Annotated in this window: 17 protein-coding genes; 7 read left to right on the top strand and 10 right to left on the bottom strand. The window is 53.9% G+C overall.

Features of this window, described 5'->3' with window-relative positions:
• Positions 1 to 18 precede the first annotated feature (18 nt).
• Positions 19 to 471, bottom strand: coding sequence for a hypothetical protein (locus RBR41_RS03085; protein WP_320350961.1), 453 nt, complete (start codon positions 469 to 471; stop codon positions 19 to 21).
• Between the two features lie 64 nt (positions 472 to 535).
• On the opposite strand from RBR41_RS03085, the gene RBR41_RS03080 reads away from it, so the two are divergent.
• From RBR41_RS03080 to RBR41_RS03070, 3 genes are read left to right on the top strand one after another with little or no spacing between them, the layout of a single operon-like run.
• Positions 536 to 1,924: a hypothetical protein gene (locus tag RBR41_RS03080; protein ID WP_320350959.1), complete on the top strand. Its 1,389-nt coding sequence runs from the start codon at positions 536 to 538 to the stop codon at positions 1,922 to 1,924.
• A gap of 9 nt (positions 1,925 to 1,933) precedes the next feature.
• Complete coding sequence (locus RBR41_RS03075; RefSeq protein ID WP_320350957.1) at positions 1,934 to 2,641, top strand: hypothetical protein; 708 nt, start codon at positions 1,934 to 1,936, stop codon at positions 2,639 to 2,641.
• On the top strand, positions 2,638 to 2,961 hold the full coding sequence (locus tag RBR41_RS03070; RefSeq protein WP_320350955.1) for a hypothetical protein: 324 nt from the start codon (positions 2,638 to 2,640) through the stop codon (positions 2,959 to 2,961). The genes RBR41_RS03075 and RBR41_RS03070 overlap by 4 nt, the downstream gene beginning before the upstream one ends.
• 352 nt (positions 2,962 to 3,313) lie before the next feature.
• On the opposite strand, the gene RBR41_RS03065 is transcribed toward RBR41_RS03070, so the two are convergent.
• On the bottom strand, positions 3,314 to 3,670 hold the full coding sequence (locus RBR41_RS03065; protein WP_320350953.1) for a hypothetical protein: 357 nt from the start codon (positions 3,668 to 3,670) through the stop codon (positions 3,314 to 3,316).
• Positions 3,671 to 4,143: 473 nt separating this feature from the next.
• On the opposite strand from RBR41_RS03065, the gene RBR41_RS03060 reads away from it, so the two are divergent.
• The gene (locus tag RBR41_RS03060; protein WP_320350952.1) at positions 4,144 to 5,151 is read left to right on the top strand and encodes a hypothetical protein; all 1,008 of its coding nucleotides are present in this window, start codon (positions 4,144 to 4,146) and stop codon (positions 5,149 to 5,151) included.
• 1,299 nt (positions 5,152 to 6,450) lie between these two features.
• Here RBR41_RS03060 and RBR41_RS03055 read toward each other — a convergent pair.
• Positions 6,451 to 7,644 carry a GGDEF domain-containing protein gene (locus RBR41_RS03055; protein ID WP_320350950.1) on the bottom strand — a complete coding sequence of 398 codons (1,194 nt, stop codon included), beginning with the start codon at positions 7,642 to 7,644 and terminating at the stop codon, positions 6,451 to 6,453.
• A 520-nt stretch (positions 7,645 to 8,164) separates the two neighbouring features.
• Between RBR41_RS03055 and RBR41_RS03050 the strand changes: the two genes are divergently transcribed.
• Positions 8,165 to 8,830: a translesion error-prone DNA polymerase V autoproteolytic subunit gene (locus RBR41_RS03050; protein ID WP_320350948.1), complete on the top strand. Its 666-nt coding sequence runs from the start codon at positions 8,165 to 8,167 to the stop codon at positions 8,828 to 8,830.
• Positions 8,811 to 10,106, top strand: a complete 1,296-nt coding sequence (locus RBR41_RS03045) for a Y-family DNA polymerase (RefSeq protein WP_320350946.1) — start codon at positions 8,811 to 8,813, stop codon at positions 10,104 to 10,106. Before RBR41_RS03050 ends, RBR41_RS03045 begins: the two co-directional genes overlap by 20 nt.
• A 589-nt stretch (positions 10,107 to 10,695) precedes the next feature.
• On the opposite strand, the gene recJ is transcribed toward RBR41_RS03045, so the two are convergent.
• The 7 genes from recJ to RBR41_RS03010 form a co-directional block, all read right to left on the bottom strand.
• Entirely contained in the window at positions 10,696 to 12,429 is a 1,734-nt protein-coding gene (recJ, locus tag RBR41_RS03040) for a single-stranded-DNA-specific exonuclease RecJ (RefSeq protein WP_320350945.1), read from the bottom strand.
• A gap of 26 nt (positions 12,430 to 12,455) precedes the next feature.
• The gene (locus tag RBR41_RS03035; protein ID WP_320350943.1) at positions 12,456 to 13,319 is read right to left on the bottom strand and encodes a tetratricopeptide repeat protein; all 864 of its coding nucleotides are present in this window, start codon (positions 13,317 to 13,319) and stop codon (positions 12,456 to 12,458) included.
• Positions 13,320 to 13,333: 14 nt separating this feature from the next.
• Positions 13,334 to 14,041, bottom strand: a complete 708-nt coding sequence (gene pyrF / locus RBR41_RS03030; RefSeq protein WP_320350941.1) for an orotidine-5'-phosphate decarboxylase — start codon at positions 14,039 to 14,041, stop codon at positions 13,334 to 13,336.
• Between the two features lie 91 nt (positions 14,042 to 14,132).
• Positions 14,133 to 14,741 (bottom strand): guanylate kinase, encoded by a 609-nt coding sequence (gene gmk / locus RBR41_RS03025; protein ID WP_320350939.1) that lies wholly within the window; start codon positions 14,739 to 14,741, stop codon positions 14,133 to 14,135.
• The gene (locus RBR41_RS03020) at positions 14,741 to 14,995 is read right to left on the bottom strand and encodes a DUF370 domain-containing protein (RefSeq protein WP_179981411.1); all 255 of its coding nucleotides are present in this window, start codon (positions 14,993 to 14,995) and stop codon (positions 14,741 to 14,743) included. The genes gmk and RBR41_RS03020 overlap by 1 nt, the downstream gene beginning before the upstream one ends.
• 3 nt (positions 14,996 to 14,998) lie before the next feature.
• The gene (locus RBR41_RS03015) at positions 14,999 to 15,880 is read right to left on the bottom strand and encodes a YicC/YloC family endoribonuclease (RefSeq protein WP_320350936.1); all 882 of its coding nucleotides are present in this window, start codon (positions 15,878 to 15,880) and stop codon (positions 14,999 to 15,001) included.
• A gap of 134 nt (positions 15,881 to 16,014) precedes the next feature.
• A complete protein-coding gene (locus RBR41_RS03010) occupies positions 16,015 to 16,278 on the bottom strand; it encodes a zinc ribbon domain-containing protein (RefSeq protein ID WP_320350933.1) in 264 nt (87 codons plus the stop codon).
• Positions 16,279 to 16,606: 328 nt separating this feature from the next.
• On the opposite strand from RBR41_RS03010, the gene RBR41_RS03005 reads away from it, so the two are divergent.
• Positions 16,607 to 17,194, top strand: a complete 588-nt coding sequence (locus RBR41_RS03005) for a DJ-1/PfpI family protein (RefSeq protein WP_179981414.1) — start codon at positions 16,607 to 16,609, stop codon at positions 17,192 to 17,194.
• Positions 17,195 to 17,387: the final 193 nt, after the last annotated feature.

Genomic DNA, 17,387 nt, shown 5'->3' with positions numbered 1-17,387 from the left:
GGGATGGGGACAGGTATTTTACTGCACTAGACTCTTAATCGTGTCTTCATACACTTTTATTTTCTTGTCTTTATCCGCGATGTTAGATTCTTCTGCAATACTTCCAAGAGCATTTAGGCTGTTATCGAGCTGATCAGAATTTATAATTTTTGTAATATACATTAGAACAAGCTGAATCATACCGTCTATCTGTATATGCTTATAGTCCTTGTTTCTATATAAAGTGTCAAGAAACTCCGGCACGACAGCATATTGCCCATCACTTGCCCTTGAGCCAAGGCAAAAAACGCTTGAACGATTCGCGCCGCTGTCCATTGTACATACAAAATTAACGCCAAGCCTATATCCAGAGACAACAAGCGTTTTTTCTACCGGCGTAAGCTCGAACCAATTTTCAGCCCAGTTTGTTGCCAATGAACTAGAGGGAATGATTAGCGCCAGAATAATAACAAGCATGCTAAATTTTTTCATGTCCGCCCCTTCCTTTCCTGCAAGCATGCCCTAGCGATACGTTTTTATCAACAAAGGAGCAACCATGTCAGTTGACAACACGCCTACGGGCATTGTGTACACCGTGACAAACGGCGCGGCCGGGCAGCAATACCCGCTGACCTTCCCGTACATAAAAGACGACGACGTCCGCGCCTATTATGTACATGGAGGAACGCAGGTCACTATGTCCCTCGGGTCTGGATACTCCGTATCCGGCCAGACATTCACGGCAAGCATCGCTCTGCCTGTGGGGGCCAAGCTGGCCATTTACCGAGAAACGGACATCACCCAGGAAATTCTGTGGGTCGATGGCCAGGCTGTGTACACGCCAGACATTATGCAGGCCGACGACAAGCTTACCTTCATTGTTCAGGAAATTGCCGGGGAGGTGAAGCGCGCGGTAAAAGTCTCGCGTGAAGAAGAGGCGGGCGGTAGCACGCCGGAGGCGTTGCTGAAAAGTATTTATACCGCGCGGGATGATGCAGCGAACGCTGCTGTGAATTCAGAGGGCTCGGCTCAACGGTCTGCTGCCCAGGCGGATAGATCGCAGTTCGAAGCGGATCGAGCAGAATCTGAGGCGGACAGAGCCAATACTGAAGCCAATCGTTCCAAGGTCGAGGCCGACCGGGCGGAAAGCGCTGCGGAGGTCGCTGCGGATGATGCTCACGCGGCTGTCGCGGTTGAGGTTGACCGTGCCACCGCCCAAGCAGACCGCGCAAAGGATGAAGCTGACAGGGCACAGAGCTTGTCCAACATTGGTCCGGCCACGGTTGACAAGCTTGGCTTTGTCAAGATTGGCGATGGTATTGCCGTGGAGGCAGATGGGACGATTTCGGTTACGCCCGTAGACTTCGCCTCTTCCGAAAAGCCCGGCACCGTCAAACCGGGCCTGGGTTTAACCATTGCCGATGGCGGAGCGCTGAACGTCTCATGCTGGGACGCTTTTCCGCCATATGTGCCCATACCTGTCTGGGGCGTAACTTTTGGGGGCAGTGACGGAAGGCGGGCCATCATGCCCGGCGAGGCGACAGCGAGAGAGAATTGGATGGTTTGTGATGGGGGCTCTGATGATAAAGGCGGCACGCTGCCCAACCTGAAAGGCAGAGTGTTTTTGGGTGCAGACGCTTCTCATAATGCCGGAACGCTCGGTGGCAGTGCCAGCCATTCACACACTGTCAGCGGAAGTGTGGACGCTACCACTATATCGACGGCACAGATGCCAAGTCATGGGCATGCTTATACAAGCACAAACAATCAAAATTCTCAGGGTGTACGCGGTGAGGCAACGTACATTAACAACGGCGTAAATGGCGCCACAACGGGTGCCCAAGGCGGCAGCGCGGGTCATGCACATTCTTTTAGTGCCACAAGCTCGGCCACGGCCAGTTACATGCCCTATTGTGCAATAAACTTCGTTATGAAGGTCGCGTAGGAGAACACAATGGTTGCAGTTACAGTAGTTCCCAACGATAAGCTTATTTCCGTGGGTGGAGTCCCACTTGTTTTTGACTTTCCTGCCCCACAAAATTTACACGCCCTGCAATGGGACGGACAGCAGGGGCATATGGAATGGATTGACGACTTCAACTGGCCGTTAATGGCCTCTGACGCCACAGCCTACACGGATGAGGTGGCCCCCTATGTAGCCCTGTGGCAGACAGAAAAAGAACGATTGGAGCAAGAAGCCGCCACTCGTGCCGCTGAAAATGCCGCAACCGAGGCCGCCCGCCTTGCAGAGTACAACAAGCCTGAAAACGCGGCAGCCCGTAAAATCGCCGCCATCGACGCAGAGACTTCCGCCACCATTGTCGCAGGCTTTGACAACGAAATCGGTGGAGAAACCCTTCATTTCTCCTATGACAGCTTCGACCAACAGAATTTTGCCGACAGTGCCAACGTGGCTCAGTTGGTTATAGCTGGTGGCGAAGGCTTGCCCACTGATGTTGTGTGGAACGCATACCGCAATTTCTCCCCGGAATCCAAAGGTGAACTTGTGCGCCTGAAGCTTGGCCCGGCTGTTTTCATTGCCCTCTACATGAGCGCTCTGGCCCACAAGGCTGCCTGCATGGAACGTGGTGGGCAGCGAAAAGTTGCTGTTGCCGAAGCTTTGGAGCGTGGCGCCACGGCAGAGGAGATTGAAGCCATATGACCCGCGCCGCCACCTTCCTGCACAATGCAAAGCAGTTGCTGATTGCCATTGACCAGGGCTTAAACGCCCTGGCGGGATTCATTGTGTCCATGATCTGCCTGCTGCCTGGTGCGCGAAAGGCCGGCCTGTGGTGGGCGGATGAAACCATATCCAGCCACTGCTGGCGCTGGCACATCAACGGTGTTCGCTCGTGGCCCTGTAAAATTGTAGACGCGGTGTTCTGGTGTTTGGGTGACAAAGGGCACTGCGAGGATTCGTACTGGTCTGAGGTAGAGGGGCGGCAGTTGCCGCCGGAGATGCGCGACAAGATGAGGAGATGAAAAGAGGGCCGCTCAGAAATGGGCGGCTTTTTGCATCATTTGGCCTTATTGCTCTGGTGCATCAAGACGTGTTCTCATATCATTAATAACCTCTCGCAGTCTGATATTAAAGCTGTCTTTTCTGACTATAGACGTATTCATCCCGAGCAATTTATGTAATTTTAGGTCATCAGACGCTGGTGGAACACTTTCAAGGTATTTATTCCAATTGGATAAAAGGCGCTTCATCTCGACACGTTGATTTGGACTTATGTACATTATAATTCTCCTTTCTCCTTCCAGGTTGGGATAACCCACGTACAAGAAAGAGGCTGTCAATCCGTATATCACACGGTATCATACGACTTGTAACTTACTGAATGTTAACAGGGTATTTATTCTCATCATCTTTATGGGGCTCTTCCTGCTGAACATCGCCAAATTGTTCATACATTGAAAGCACCTGATAAATATCGTCTTGGCCCTCTTTAGCTTCATCCCACCAAGCAACTCCTCTGTTTTTTAATATTTTTTCAATCTGTTCAATAAAACTGTCCACTCCTCTTGTTTTGTACGACGCCCCATCTTCAATACTTATTTCCATAGTCTTTTCCATAGTCTTGCCATCGCCTATAGGTGAAATCGTCATAACGTGACCATCTTCAAGTGTGAATCTTTTTGCACCGTCACTTTGTAATGCCATTCCAGCTAACTTGAATAAATAATGCATAAAACCTCCTGTCTATCTCTAGACTACTTACACATTAACATCATAGTTAGAACATGTCTGTATAATTTAAAAAAATAATAAACTTGTGTAGCAAAGTGCCCGGACGGGCATGCACCCCACGGGTGATGCTTTCAACCTAGCGTTTGAATAGAAAATGATATGTTATAGGCATAAAAAAATACCTTCTTGAGAGCCATTGCTTGTTGATAACTAAGAGCATATTCTGATTTGGACACGACGCCTCTCTTTTACCTCTCTCAATCTCCCTCCATAATCCCTCCCCCTTTTTAGGGCCGGTACCCCCATCCGGCCCTATCTGCTGATAAAGCGTAGTGCGACGCTTGGAGATGGGCGGCTTTTTTGTTGCCTTATGCCAAGCGTGGTTTCCGAGTTATCGGGTAATGATTGAATATTAGTTGCGTCGATATTGGGAGGTTGGTAGTTGTTGAGAAACTACACATCAAGGGAGCCTCATGAAAATATCAACGCGACAGGATATGGTTTTTGCGGCCTCAGCTATTATTTCTGGCAACATATCTCCTGATGATTTGGAGTTCTCAGACTATATTACTGACTCTATAAAAATATTTTCTGATAATTTTGAAAATGCAAATATACTTGACTATAGAACTGCACAGATCATTAATGCAGTTCAAAAAGATATAATAGGCATCTACAATATAATTTTTTGCACAGATGTTACGTTAAAGAATCTTGACAAGCATGAATTCTTAATTGTAAAATTTTCCATAGAAGACGGGTGTATTAAATTTATTAGTCGCATTGCAAAGAAGCTTTTTGACCTTGTATTTGAAGACAGTGGAAACCCACTTGGGAACGAGGAGCTATTCAGAGATATGACCGCAAAGCAAAAAATTGCCACCGTGCTGCTCTTGCTAGCTCTCGCTGGTGTTTGGAAGCTACCGGATGTTATTAGAGCAATAAGAGAAAATCCTGAAATTAGCGTTCTAATTGACGGAAACTCTAAAATCACAGAAGGGTTGTCTAAAAATCAAGAAACGTCGCTGGTCATTATCAATAATCTTGGTGATGGGCATGTTGAATATAACGGAGTCCCTTCTGGAAAAGATGATTATAAAGATAATTTATTTAAGTCAGAGAAGAAGGATATAGTCCCTGTACAGTTGGATGATGATTTTTTTATACTACAGTATGATTTTAAAAATCAGAAAATATTTCTTTTCCAGACAGGGCAAGAGCCATTCTGGGCCTCAACTGCATGGCTTGGTCAAGAGGCGCGTGACAGGCTAAGGGAGATAACGTCTTCAGCTATTGCCAACCAAACGGTTGCCCGTCAGTTCGTAAACATGGCCTGCAAGATAAAAGACAATAAAATAGTAGGTGCTGTGGTAGAAGGGGTTGGACTGCCAATCCGTCCCGAAGCAAAGGGCTTTATAGACACGATGCAAATTAAGAGGACGCAAAAAGGAACACAAGAACAGCGCAATCTCTTCGAATAAATCAAGGCCGGGGCTATCCCCGGCCTTTTCCTTTTCCTCCTTCCTACCCCCGCCACCTCACCACCCTGGACAGCCAATGGAGTAGGGGGGGAGGGAAAATAAACTTGGGGGCATTTAAGGGGGCATTTTGAGATTTTTTTTTAAATAAAAATATTTATTTAAAATAGTTATATTTTGATGGTGCGGCCCATTGGGGGCCTCCCAGTGCGGGGCGTTATGCTCCGCTGATGTCCGTGAATCCTAAGGATTTGCGGCTTTTTTGTTTTTGAAAGGCCGTTGGATTCCGTGTGGTTCCGTATTGCGAGTGCCCCGGCCTGGCCGCGGGCATGAGGAATGGCAGCGGGGTGACGCGCGCCGTCACGATGTGCCTTAACGGTAACTTTGAACCGTTTCATATTTCAAAACTCATCTGATCCAGACAAATGCCTTTGACGGCGGCATTTTCATTGGCTACTGTCTGCTTATGGAAAAAGAAAATTCTCCGATTGGCATTCGTCCCTGCATCAAGTGCGGCAAACTTTCAACCACAATTGAAACGTCGCGCCCGCTTGGCCGCACCCGTGATCTTTATCGCGTGATCTGTGAGTGCGGGAACGGCCCTTTACGCTGGTCGCTCAGCGTATCCGCAGCCATTCGGTTGTGGAATTCGCATGACGCCTCTTGAAGGCGCGTCTTGATTTTTAGAGCAATGTACTTTGAAATTGCTCTGGCGGATGCGTGAGCAGACGGCCGCCGCAGAAGCGCAAGCGCAAACAAAGAGTGGTACGACATCGTCTGTCGTGATGCTGCCCTGCCCCGTAAGACGGTTCCGTCTACGGTTCCGGCAAAGCCTATGGACAAGGCCTGAAGCTGCGTTTACGCCTTGGTTGCCGGTGACTGCACACGCAGTTGACAGAACACTTCAGGCTGAAAATGCACGAGCCTGCTCCTGACACAGGGGCGGGCTTTTTATTGCCTTTCGGGGCAGAAGCTCCTGAGCGCGGAGCCGTGCAGGCCGCGAGCGGTGCACAGGCCCGCGCGGTGCTGCACAACCACACGTTATACGCAGGCAAGCAGGCCGGTTTTGAAACCGCAGTGCCCGTAGTGGAGCGTCTGGTTGCACTGACGTTTGTGCGGCGAGCCGCTTGCTGTCAGTCACACATACCCGCGCATATATGGCCGTTTGAACAAATACTCGTGCTGATTTTCAGGCAGGACAGCCTGTGTGTCGGACTGCGGCGAGCCGCAGGTGAGCTTCTGGTGGCAGCAGGTGAGGTTTTGCTGCGCAGCGCTGCGGCGGCATGAAGGTAATGAATAGTGCTAAACCTGTTCGCCTAGAATCTGTTGGTATTTGAATTTATTCTTGTACAGATACATGTTCGCATCGGCACGGTTGAGAGCGGAATGCACAGTGTCATCAATATCAGGGTCAAAGACGGCCATCCCGTAGGAAAATGTCAATTGAAAACCCTTGATTTTTATCTTTTCTGCAATGGAACAGAGCTTGAGCATCCGTTCTTCAAGGGATTCAATGGTAATATCGCGTAACAGGGTAGTGAATTCGTCTCCACCGATGCGGTATGTTTTGCCCAAATCCTTAAATTGATTGCGCAGCAGGTGGGCAAGAACGCGGATATGGGCATCTCCGGCTGCGTGTCCGGAGCGGTCGTTGATGGTCTTGAGCCTGTTAACGTCACAAACGAGTATCACCAGTCCTTCTGCCTCGCCAGCGGCCATGTGGCGAAGGTCCAATTCAAATGCGTTTCTGTTGAACACTCCCGTCAGCAGGTCTGTATAGGCCAGTTTGCGATACAGTGGGCCGGAAACTTTTTTCAGCAGCAATGCGGTCACCGCTGCCACCAGTATGGCCACGCCAAACGAAAAACCAAGACATATCAGTGCGGTACGCCGCGTATTATTGACAAAAGACTGCACGTCAAACTCAACCACCAGTGCGCCTATGGTGCTGCCATCCTGCTTGATAGGCTCACAGGCGGGTATGATTATCCCCCATGAGGTGTCCATTGTATTTTTACCGCGCATGGACTGGCCATCAAGGCAACGCGTCACAATGGGAATGATTTCACTTTCAACGGGATCGCCGATGGAGCGGAAATCTTCCGAGTCAGGGGAAAGGCCGTCAACAACGTATATGGGCTCGCCCCCGGCAGCGCGCTTTACTGTGTACAGGTAGCGCACATTGGTGGTTTTGCGAAGGTCTTCAAGAAGGACATGGGTTCTTTTGTAGGTCTCGGTATCAGCATCGCCCGGGACATTAAGATTGGTGATGCTCTGTGGGGGAATGCGGCTTAACAGCATGGAAAATATGGCATCGGATCGGCCTAATAGTCTGTCGTCAAGATCGAAAAACAAAGAACGGTAAAAGATGAAAACTGTAACCAGAGCTGTGAAAAACGTAGAGCCTATAACAAGCAGTAAAATTTTCCTTTCAGTCCCGGATATGGGCTTTTCTGTGATTATCTTGCGTATGTTTGGTGCAGTTTCTGTCGGCATGAGAGTGGCCCCACGATGTGACATGTCGGGATAGTCAGCGACTATGGAACGGGTTGGCGGGATGAAATATTTATTATTGCGTATGATGGTGCGCGTGGTAATGCGCGGCACTATTGCCATGAACTGATGGTTTTATGCGGCAATGAATACATTATGCAGATTCCATTAATGCAGTTCTTCCCTGTATTCACTGTGCGTAGTATGGTTATAGCAATGGTTATTGTTTGTAAACATCATTGATGCTGAACGGATTGGCCAATGCGTCGTCTGCAGGTTTTATGCGCTTAGACATATTATTTATTAGCATTTTTATAATATAAGTCTACCATGATGTTTTCACGGGATAAATATGCCGAGAATGTTTCTGGCGCGCCCCTCGAAAACAAATACGCGCCAATAATTCCAGCTGTGAGTAACACTTTTTGGCTTTTTCATGCCGCCGCATGGGCAGAACCCGGTTTGTGGTGTACGCGCCTCTGCGTCCGTTGCGACAAGGCCGAGCCATTGTTTGCAGGCGCAAGTGCTGCTACTGGTCTGGCACAATCTGTGGATTTTGCGTTCGCAGCGGCAAACTTCACCGCATGTTGTCAAGGCAGGTTTTCGCCTTCCACCCCACACTCCAGGCATCCGGGGGGCTGCGTTCAGCCTGCGCTGCCTGGCTCTCTGGCACGAAAAATCGCCCACCGGCTGGCCCGCTGCGGTTGCTCTTGCCCTTGCCCGGCGGGCACGCTATTTTGCGCGCATGAAGATTTCACCCGCGCATCTGGAAATTCTTGGCGTAGCTGACAGCCCCGCAGAAAGGGAAGGTCTGCCCCTCTATCTTTCACCGGTCGAAGCCGGATTTCCTTCTCCTGCCGACGACTTTCTTGACCGCCGTCTTGATCTGCACAGATTTCTGGTTCGCAATGAGAGCGCCACGTTTTTTTTGCGGGCGCATGGTGAATCCATGATCAATGCAGGCATCCACGATGGCGACCTTCTGGTGGTGGATCGTTCGGAATCCGCCGGTCACAATCGCATCGTCATCGCTGCGGTAGACGGCGAATTGACCGTCAAGCGGCTCATCCGCCGCCGTAACAGGGTGCTGCTTGCGCCGGAGAATCCCGATTATCCTGAAATTGACATAACAGAGCATGAGTATGTTCATATATGGGGAGTGGTGACCTATGTCGTCCACAAACTGTAGTCAGCCCTTATGGGCGCTTGTGGACTGCAACAATTTCTATGCCTCATGCGAAAAATTGTTCCGTCCAGATCTGGCAACCAGGCCGGTGGTGGTTCTTTCCAACAACGACGGCTGTATCGTTGCGCGTTCGGCCGAGGCCAAGGCCCTGGGCATTCCCATGGGAGAGCCGGAGTTCAAGGCCCGGCCGCTGCTCCAGCGGCATAAGGTGGAGGTTTTTTCTTCCAACTATGCCTTGTACGGTGATATTTCGGCCCGCGTCATGGCCACGCTCGAGCAGCTTTGCCCCCATGTGGAGCAGTATTCCATCGACGAGGCTTTTGTGCGCCTTGAGGGCCCCATGGCTGCCAATGCCAGCGACATTGCCGAACAGCTGCGGCAGACAGTGCGCCAATGGACGGGTATGACGGTGTCCGTAGGGGTTGCGCCCACGCGGACGCTGGCCAAGGTCGCCAACCATCTGGCAAAAAAATCTTCTGGCGTCTGTGTATGGAATTCCGCTTTACCCGATGCCGCAGCGGTCTTGCGCGCCTTTCCTGTGCGCGAGGTGTGGGGCATAGGCTGGCGGCAGAGCAAAAAACTGCTCGAAATTGGCGTGACATCGGCATGGGGGCTGCGCGAGGCCAATGATGTGTGGCTGCGCAAGTTTTTAACCATTTCAGGCTGGAAAACGGCCATGGAGCTGCGGGGAGTTCCGTGCATCAACGAGGAAGAAGGCCCGGTTCCACGCCGCACCCTGGTGTCGTCCCGTTCTTTTGGCGAAAAAGTGTACGACCTGGCTTCTCTGGAGCAGGCCGTGGGAACCTTTACGGTTCGGGCCGCCGAGCGCTTGCGCCGTCAGGAGCTTGTGGCGGGCGGCATTGCTGTGCATATACGCACCTCCCGGCACGGCAGCCGACCAGCCTTTGATGCAACGGCGCAGCAGCCTTTTTTTCCGCCCACGGCAGATACTGTCACCATGCTGCAAGCCGCCAGAAAAACACTGGACGCCATATACAAAAAAGGGCCCGCGTATGCCAAGGCTGGCATCATGCTTTATGATCTGTGCCCCGTGGACTGCCAGCAGGGCAACCTGCTCGCTCAGGCGACACCGGGCAAGGATGCGCGTAACGACGCCCTGATGTCGGCGCTGGATACTATTAACGGCAAATTCGGAAGGGGATCTGTCCGGTTTGGCGCTGAAGGGCCCAAAGAAGCCAAATGGCATTTGCGGTGCAAGAACTGTTCACCGTCTGTGACGACCAACTGGAAGGAACTGGCAACAGCTTTTTGCCGGTAACCTAGTCGTTTGCAGCCAGGATGCCTTATCAGGGCGGCGTCGTTCGTAAGTTTTTTGTGGGGGAGGGACCCTTTTGCAAAAGGGGCTTCTCCCCCACGCCCCCTCGACAGTGTCATCACGAGCGCCTTTCCAGGTATCTCTGCGTCGAACTTCGCCTTTTATTCCGGTCGAGTACCATCAGAGTACACTCCCTGCATAAAAGGCTTATTCTCCTTGATATGACTGGAAATTCATCTTGCGACGACACTGTCTAAAATCTTATCATACTTTGCTATAATCAGGGCTGCGTGCAGACGTTCGCTGAGCAAGCGCCAACGCGGCTTATTTGTGTGGATAAATGTCGTAAAGGGCGTGGCGTAAACGTTGAGAATCTACATTCTCAACGTTTGTTTTCTCTGGCATGTGCATGTTGAAGCTGCAGGGGCGGCATTTTTGTGCCAGCTATGGCGTGATGTCGAGGGGGTAGCCTGATTCCCGATGTGTGCTGCCGCTCCTGCTCCAAAGAAAGAAAAGCCGCCCTGTGGAGGGCGGCAATATCTGTGGTGGGTGAAAATATTTATGAAAGCGCCGGCGGTTCATGGACGTGCTGTCATGCTGGCTGCCAGTCCTTGATGCCCACGTCCACCGATGTGATACCGTTGTAGGTGTCAAGACGGGGGGTATAGGCCACACGGATGCGCTTGCCCGCGATGCCCGGCGGCAGGGCCTGCCCCATGCGCCATGCCTTGGCCGTGAGTATCAGGCCGCTGTGCTCGTCCTGAAGACGCAGACGCACATGCTCGCCGCCCCGGCCCAGGGGGGAGCGATCCTTGACCAGCAAGGGCGGTGAGGCGAAAACAGGCTCGGCATTGCCGGGGCCAAAGGGCTGCAGCATTTCAAGTTCTTTGAGGAACATCTGATCGCTGGCCTGGGCAAAATCCAGCTGGCATTCCAGTGTCAGGCTTGGACTCAGGGGGCTTGTACCAAGGTTTTGAGCCACTACAGCCTCAAACGCGTTACGGAAGCGGCCCAGGTTTTCCGGCAACAGGCGCACGCCCGCCGCCAGTCTGTGCCCGCCAAATCCCAGAAGGGCCTCGGCGGTCTGGTTCAGCCCGGCATGCAGATCAAATTCCCGCACCGAGCGCCCTGAACCCTTGAGGCTGCCCTGATCGTGACAAAGTATGATGGTGGGCCTGTAAAATTCTTCCACAATGCGCGAGGCCACAATGCCCACAATACCGGGATGCCAGTCCTGACCGTACAGGACAAGACTGGCCAGAGGTTCGCGTGAAAGCATGTCCAGAGCCTGGATTCGGGCTTCATTATGGATTTCGCTTTCCGCGTTCTTGCGTTCTGTATTGAGCCCGTCAAGCTGTTGGGCCAGCGGCAGGGCTGAAGAAAAATCTTTTTGCCGTAAAAGGCGCAGGGCCAGTTCGCCGCTGCCTATGCGACCGGCGGCATTTATGCGGGGCACAAGCTGAAAGCTCACCTGGCCGCTGGTAAGCCTGGTTTTGGCATCCATGCCGCTGGCGACCTTGAGGGCGGCAATGCCCGGCCGCGCGGCCATGGCCAGATGTGCGAGGCCAGCGTGTACCAGAATACGGTTTTCGCCCGTCAGCGGCATAACGTCGGCCAGGGTTCCCAGCGCCACAAGGTCAAGGCAATGATCCATTTTATGGCGTTGGCCCGTGTGCGGGGCAAGTGCCGCGTTGACGGCCCCCATAAGATAGAAGGCCACGCCCACTCCGGCCAGATGCGGGCAGGGCAGGGTGTCGGCAGGGCAGATCCGGGGGTTACAGATAGCGTGGGCCGGGGGCAGATGTTCCTGGGGCAGATGGTGGTCGGAAACAACGACAGTCATGCCCAGTTGGCGCGCGCGCTGTACGGCTTCGGTATCGGCAATGCCGCAATCCACGGTGAGCAGTATGCCGCAGCCCTGTTCCGCCAGAGCTTCCACCTGGGCGACATTGAGTCCATAGCCTTCGCTGCGGCGATCAGGGATATGCCAACCCGCTTCCAGACCATGGCTTTCCAGCACATCCAGCACCAGAGTCGCGGCGGTGATGCCGTCAACATCATAGTCGCCCCAGACCACCAGTTTTTTGCCCGCCAGCAGTTCGTGCGCCAGCAGTTGGGCAGCCTCGGGAATCTGGGGCCACTTGTGCGGCGGCGTCAGCGAGCCGGGCCGCGCGTCGAGAAAGGCATTGATGACTTGCTTGTGGGTAAAACCCCGACGCCAAAGGATTTCCAGCAGCAGGGGCGAAATGGAAAGGTCTTCGGCCCACGCTGAAGGCGGGGAAGGGGAAACGCCCTCAGGAAGCGTACGGAAAAGCCAGTTTTTCACAGAACCTCAGAGGCCGCAGGCCGGTTTCAGGATGCGGTGTTCGCGCTTTTGGCCGCAGCCTGCAAGGCGGAACGGACGCCGTCTATCCTGTCGGCAGGAACAAGTTTATTTTGTATGAGCCACGCAAGAAATTTGAGCGAAGTTTCATGTCGTGGAGAAATTTCAAGCGCCTTGAGCAGGTGATCCACGCATCCGTTGATGTCCTTGGTCTCCAGCAGTACCCGCGCCATGTTCATATGGAGATTTTCGTCATTCTGGGTAAGTTCCAGCGCGCGCCTGTAGTATTCCAGCGACTGTTCCAGCATCTTGTTCTTGCGCAGGCTGATGCCGAACTCGTTGAAAAGGTGCTTGTGCTCGGGCTCAAAAGCACCGTCCAGCTTTACGAGGCGCTCAAAGATATCCTGCGCCCTGTCGGCATCTCCACGCTCAAGGTAGGTAAGGCCAATACCAAAGTTGGCGCGTACGTTGTCATCATCAATCTTGAGGGCGCGGGAATACTCGAATTCGGCCGCAAAAGTTTCGCCTTTTTCCCTGCGCTCATCGCCCTGTTCAATGGCGCGCTGCATTTCCTGCATTTTGGGGTAGACCGAGTTGAGGTAAAACTCCGGTTCGGGCGCAAATTTGGCGAGGAGTTCGTCCATGGTGATTTTGCGCTTGGGGCCGCTTGGCACGTAGTTGGTGTTGAGCGGCTGGCACTCGATGACTTTGCCGTGCTGCTCAATGAACCAGAAGCTTTTTTGCACTGTTTTGCGGGTCGTGGTGCCAGTGCCTACCCGGCGGACTTCCTGCGTGGAGAACACGCCGCGCACATCGGTTTTATGCCCCGCCGCATGGCCCGCACCCGAAGAGGGTGACGCCTGTGTAACCTTTGTCGTTTCCTGGCCAGACATCTGAATCCCCGTTGCTATGTGGCAGACGCCATGTCTGCCAGAATCTGTTCCGCTGCCGCTCGCGGGTCTGAAGCGGCGATGATGGGCCTGCCCACCACCAGATAGTCCGCCCCTGCCGCCACGGCCTGGGCCGGAGTCATTGTGCGGCGCTGATCGTCCGCCACAGAGCCGGACGGGCGGATGCCGGGGCACAGGCAGCTGAAGCCGGGGCAGGCTGCCTTGATGCCGGCAACTTCGTGCCCGGAGCAGACCACGCCGTCCAGCCCCCAATTCTGTGCGCCCCTGGCAAGAGCAAGGGCGAAGTCGGACGTGTTTTCACGTATGCCCGGCATTTCACCCTGAGCAAAGCTTGTCAGCACCGTGACGCCAAAGAGCAGGGGCTTTTTTCCGTTTAAGCTGGCGACGGCTTCACAGGCAGTGCGGCACATGCGTTCGCCGCCCTGACAGTGCAGGGTGAGCATGTCCACGCCCACGCCAGCGGCGGATTTGACAGCCTGGCCCACAGTGTTGGGGATGTCATAAAATTTAAGGTCCAGAAAGACCTTGTAGCCCATGCCGACCAGTTCCTCCAGAAAGGCAGGGCCGGCATGAGTGAACATCTCCATGCCTACCTTGCACCAGGGCGCGGTGCCCTTGAGCTTACGGGCCATGGTCAGGGCATCGGCCCTGCTGGGCACGTCCAGGGCTACCACCAGTTGCGGACTGGAAAGTGTGTTTGTCATCAGCGCGTTTCCAATGATTTCGCTTTGCATAAAGGCCCGTGCGCACGCCAGTGGCACGGGTTCATTACTGTAACCGCCGCACGTATGCGGCTCAGTGGGTCAGCAGGTAGTCCGGCAGGTCGGGATTGCGGCACGGAGCAAGGCCAGCGGCCACAAAGACGGCGCGCAGGGCGTCGTATGCCGCGTCCAGTTCGTCGTTGACCACCAGGGCATCATACCAGCGGGATTCACGAATTTCTTGCCGTGCATTGGTCAGGCGCCGTTCGATGGTGGCCTCGTCATCCAGCCCCCGGCTGCGCAGGCGTCGCTCCAGCTCTTCCATGCTGGGGGGGAGGATGAACACGAAAACCGCTTCGGCCAGGGAGAGTTTCATCTGGGCCGCGCCCTGCACGTCAATGTCAAAAAGCACGTCCTGCCCGTTTTGCAGGCTGCTTTTCACTGGCGCAAGGGGCGTGCCGTAAAGGTTGCCATGCACCTCGGCCCATTCGGCAAAATAACCCTGTGCGCGGCGTTGCTCGAATTCTTCACGGCTGAGAAAGATATAGTCCTTGCCATCCACTTCACCCTGTCGCGGTTGACGGGTGGTGCACGAAACTGAATAGCCGAATTGGGGAAATTCCTGCATGAGGCGTTGGACCAATGTCGTCTTTCCGGCCCCTGAGGGCGCGCTTATAACCAGTGCAATGCCTTTTCGGGGCATCAGATCCCTTCCTCTTGCGCAAAACGTTGACTGATGGTTTCAGGCTGTATGGACGACAGAATGACGTGATTGGAATCCGTCACCAGGATTGAGCGTGTTTTGCGCCCTTGCGTTGCGTCAATAAGACGCCCCTGAGTTCGTGCGTCTTCACGCAAGCGCTTCATGGGCGAAGACGCCGGGCTGACAATGCTCACAACCCGGCCAGCCAGAACGTAGTTGCCAAAGCCAATATTGATTAACCGTTCACGAGACATGGCTTATTCCAGGTTTTGAACCTGCTCGCGGCATTTTTCCAACTCATTTTTAAAGTCCACCACAAGGCGCGAAAGCTGCACGTCCGGCAATTTGTTGCCGCAGGTGTTTATTTCGCGGAAGCATTCCTGGAGCGTAAAGTCCAGGCGTCGCCCCGCGTCGCCGGCAGACTGCAAAAGATCGTGCAGGCGTTCCAGGTGGGTTGTAAGGCGTGTCAGCTCTTCACTTACATCCAGACGGTCGGCAAGAACCACAATTTCTTGCAGAAAGCGGTTTTCTTCGAGTTCCTGGCCGTGTTGGGCCAGAGCCTCGCCGAGGCGCTCGTGCAGGATGGCGGCGCGTTCTTCCTTGATGGCCGGGGCGCGTTCAGCAATAAGACCTGTCCATTCTTCCATGCGCAGAATACGCGAATGCATGTCTGTGGCCAGGGCGCGCCCTTCAGTGGCGCGGGCCTCGTTCCAGTCTTCCAGGGCGAGCGCCAGGCCTTCTTCAAGGCTGGTGGTCAGCTCTTCATCCATTTCTTCGCCGTTGTCACCCCACAGAGAAGATATCTGCATAAGGGCGTTGTAGTCAGGCGTAAAATTTTCGTTCCGGGCCTGGGCAAGGGCCTGCAGGCTGTCCAGAATGGCGTTGGCCTGGCTGGCGTCAAAGCGCATGGCAGGGGCATCGCCGGGGGCGTACTGCAGTATGAGGCTGATGTCCACCCGACCGCGCGAGGCAAAGCGCCGGACGACCTTTTCAAGGCGTGGTTCAAGACTGCGCACAGCAAGGGGAAGACGCCACTTGAGATCAAGATGGCGGCTGTTGACGCTTTTGATTTCCCATTGCTGGATGGTGTGGGTATTTTCAACAAGGCAGCGGCCAAAGCCGGTCATGCTGCGTAGCATAGGTTCCTTCCCGGGTAAGAGTATCTGCGCAAGTGTAGAGCAAGCCCCTTACGAATGCAAGAAAGCCCTTGTCGCGGGAAGCGCAAGGGCTGAAATCTTTGAGGTAATCGGCTGAAATAGCCAGCCTGACCCCGTCAGGAAAGGCCGCCGCCCGCTCCGCTGTTTGTTCCGCAGCCGCCGGAAGGGCAGCCGCCAGCGGCGCATGGAGGTTTGGTCTTGCTCATGGGGCGCACCGGGCCGGGCTTGAAGGGAAAAGCGCCCGTCTTGAGCGGGCTAGGAACGCTCATCTGCCTTTGGGTAGCTGCACCGCACTTGGGGCAGGCCGGGGCTTCATCGCCAAAGACCAGCTCTTCAAAGACAGTGCCGCAACCAGTGCAGGTAAAGTCAAACATGGGCATACTGAATCTCCTGAAATGCGCTGCTATGCAGGATTTGTGGCGGTCTGCCAGCTTCGGTGCGGTTCTGCCGCAGATGCGGAGCGCGCCGTCTGGCACCCGCATCAACCATGCCGCCGCGTCAACCGGAACAACCGGATCAACTGCAGCAACCGCGTCAAACGGGGCACCTGCGCCAACCGGGCCAATAGGGCGGTGTGCGTATGGGGGCTTGCCCACAGGCTATCTCTGCTTATATAAACACATATACGCGTAAAGCAAGGGCGGCATCATGCTGTCCGGCAAGCGCAAACCGGCCCCTGGCTGTTAAACGGCCCGGAGCCGCAGGAGGATGATTATGAAAAAAATTCTGGTACTGGCCGGTGATTATGTGGAAGACTACGAAGTGATGGTGCCTTTCCAGATGCTGCTCATGCTGGGGTATGACGTGCATGCCGTCTGCCCCGGCAAAAAACCCGGTGATGTTGTGCGAACCGCCATACATGACTTTGAGGGCGACCAGACATATTCTGAAAAGCGCGGCCATAATTTTTCCATCAATCATGACTTTGACAAGGTGAATACCGCCGACTACGTGGGGCTGGTCATTCCCGGCGGGCGCGCGCCCGAATATCTGCGTCTGAATCCGCGCATTCTTGAAATTGTGCGCGAGTTTGACGCCGCCAAAAAGCCCATTGCAGCAGTGTGCCACGGCCCGCAGATACTGGTTTCTGCCGGGGTGTTGAAAAACCGTACCTGCACGGCATACCCCGCCGTGAAGCCCGATGTGGTGGATGCTGGAGCCATGTGGGGCGAGCTTAATGAAACCCTCACCAATGCGGTTGTGGATGGCCATATTGTTACCGCTCCGGCCTGGCCCGCCCATCCCGCCTGGATTGCGGCCTTTGCCAAGCTGCTTGGTGCAAAGATCAGCATCTAAGGAAACGCTGATTTATTTCGTTTGGCGGTGTTGCTTCACTTTTTTTGAAACAGTCGAGGACGGAAGAGTCCACTCCTGTTTCAAAAAAAGATCGCGTCTTGCCCAACAAAATAACTGCGCGTTTCCAGGAAGCTCTTGAATCAGTGCTTCCCTAATTCACGGCACGTTGCAGCGCACTGCATTCCTGTGCAGT

It is taken from the genome of Desulfovibrio sp., assembly GCF_034006445.1.
GTDB lineage: Bacteria > Desulfobacterota > Desulfovibrionia > Desulfovibrionales > Desulfovibrionaceae > Desulfovibrio.
This window is presented reverse-complemented; position numbering and strand designations above follow the sequence as displayed.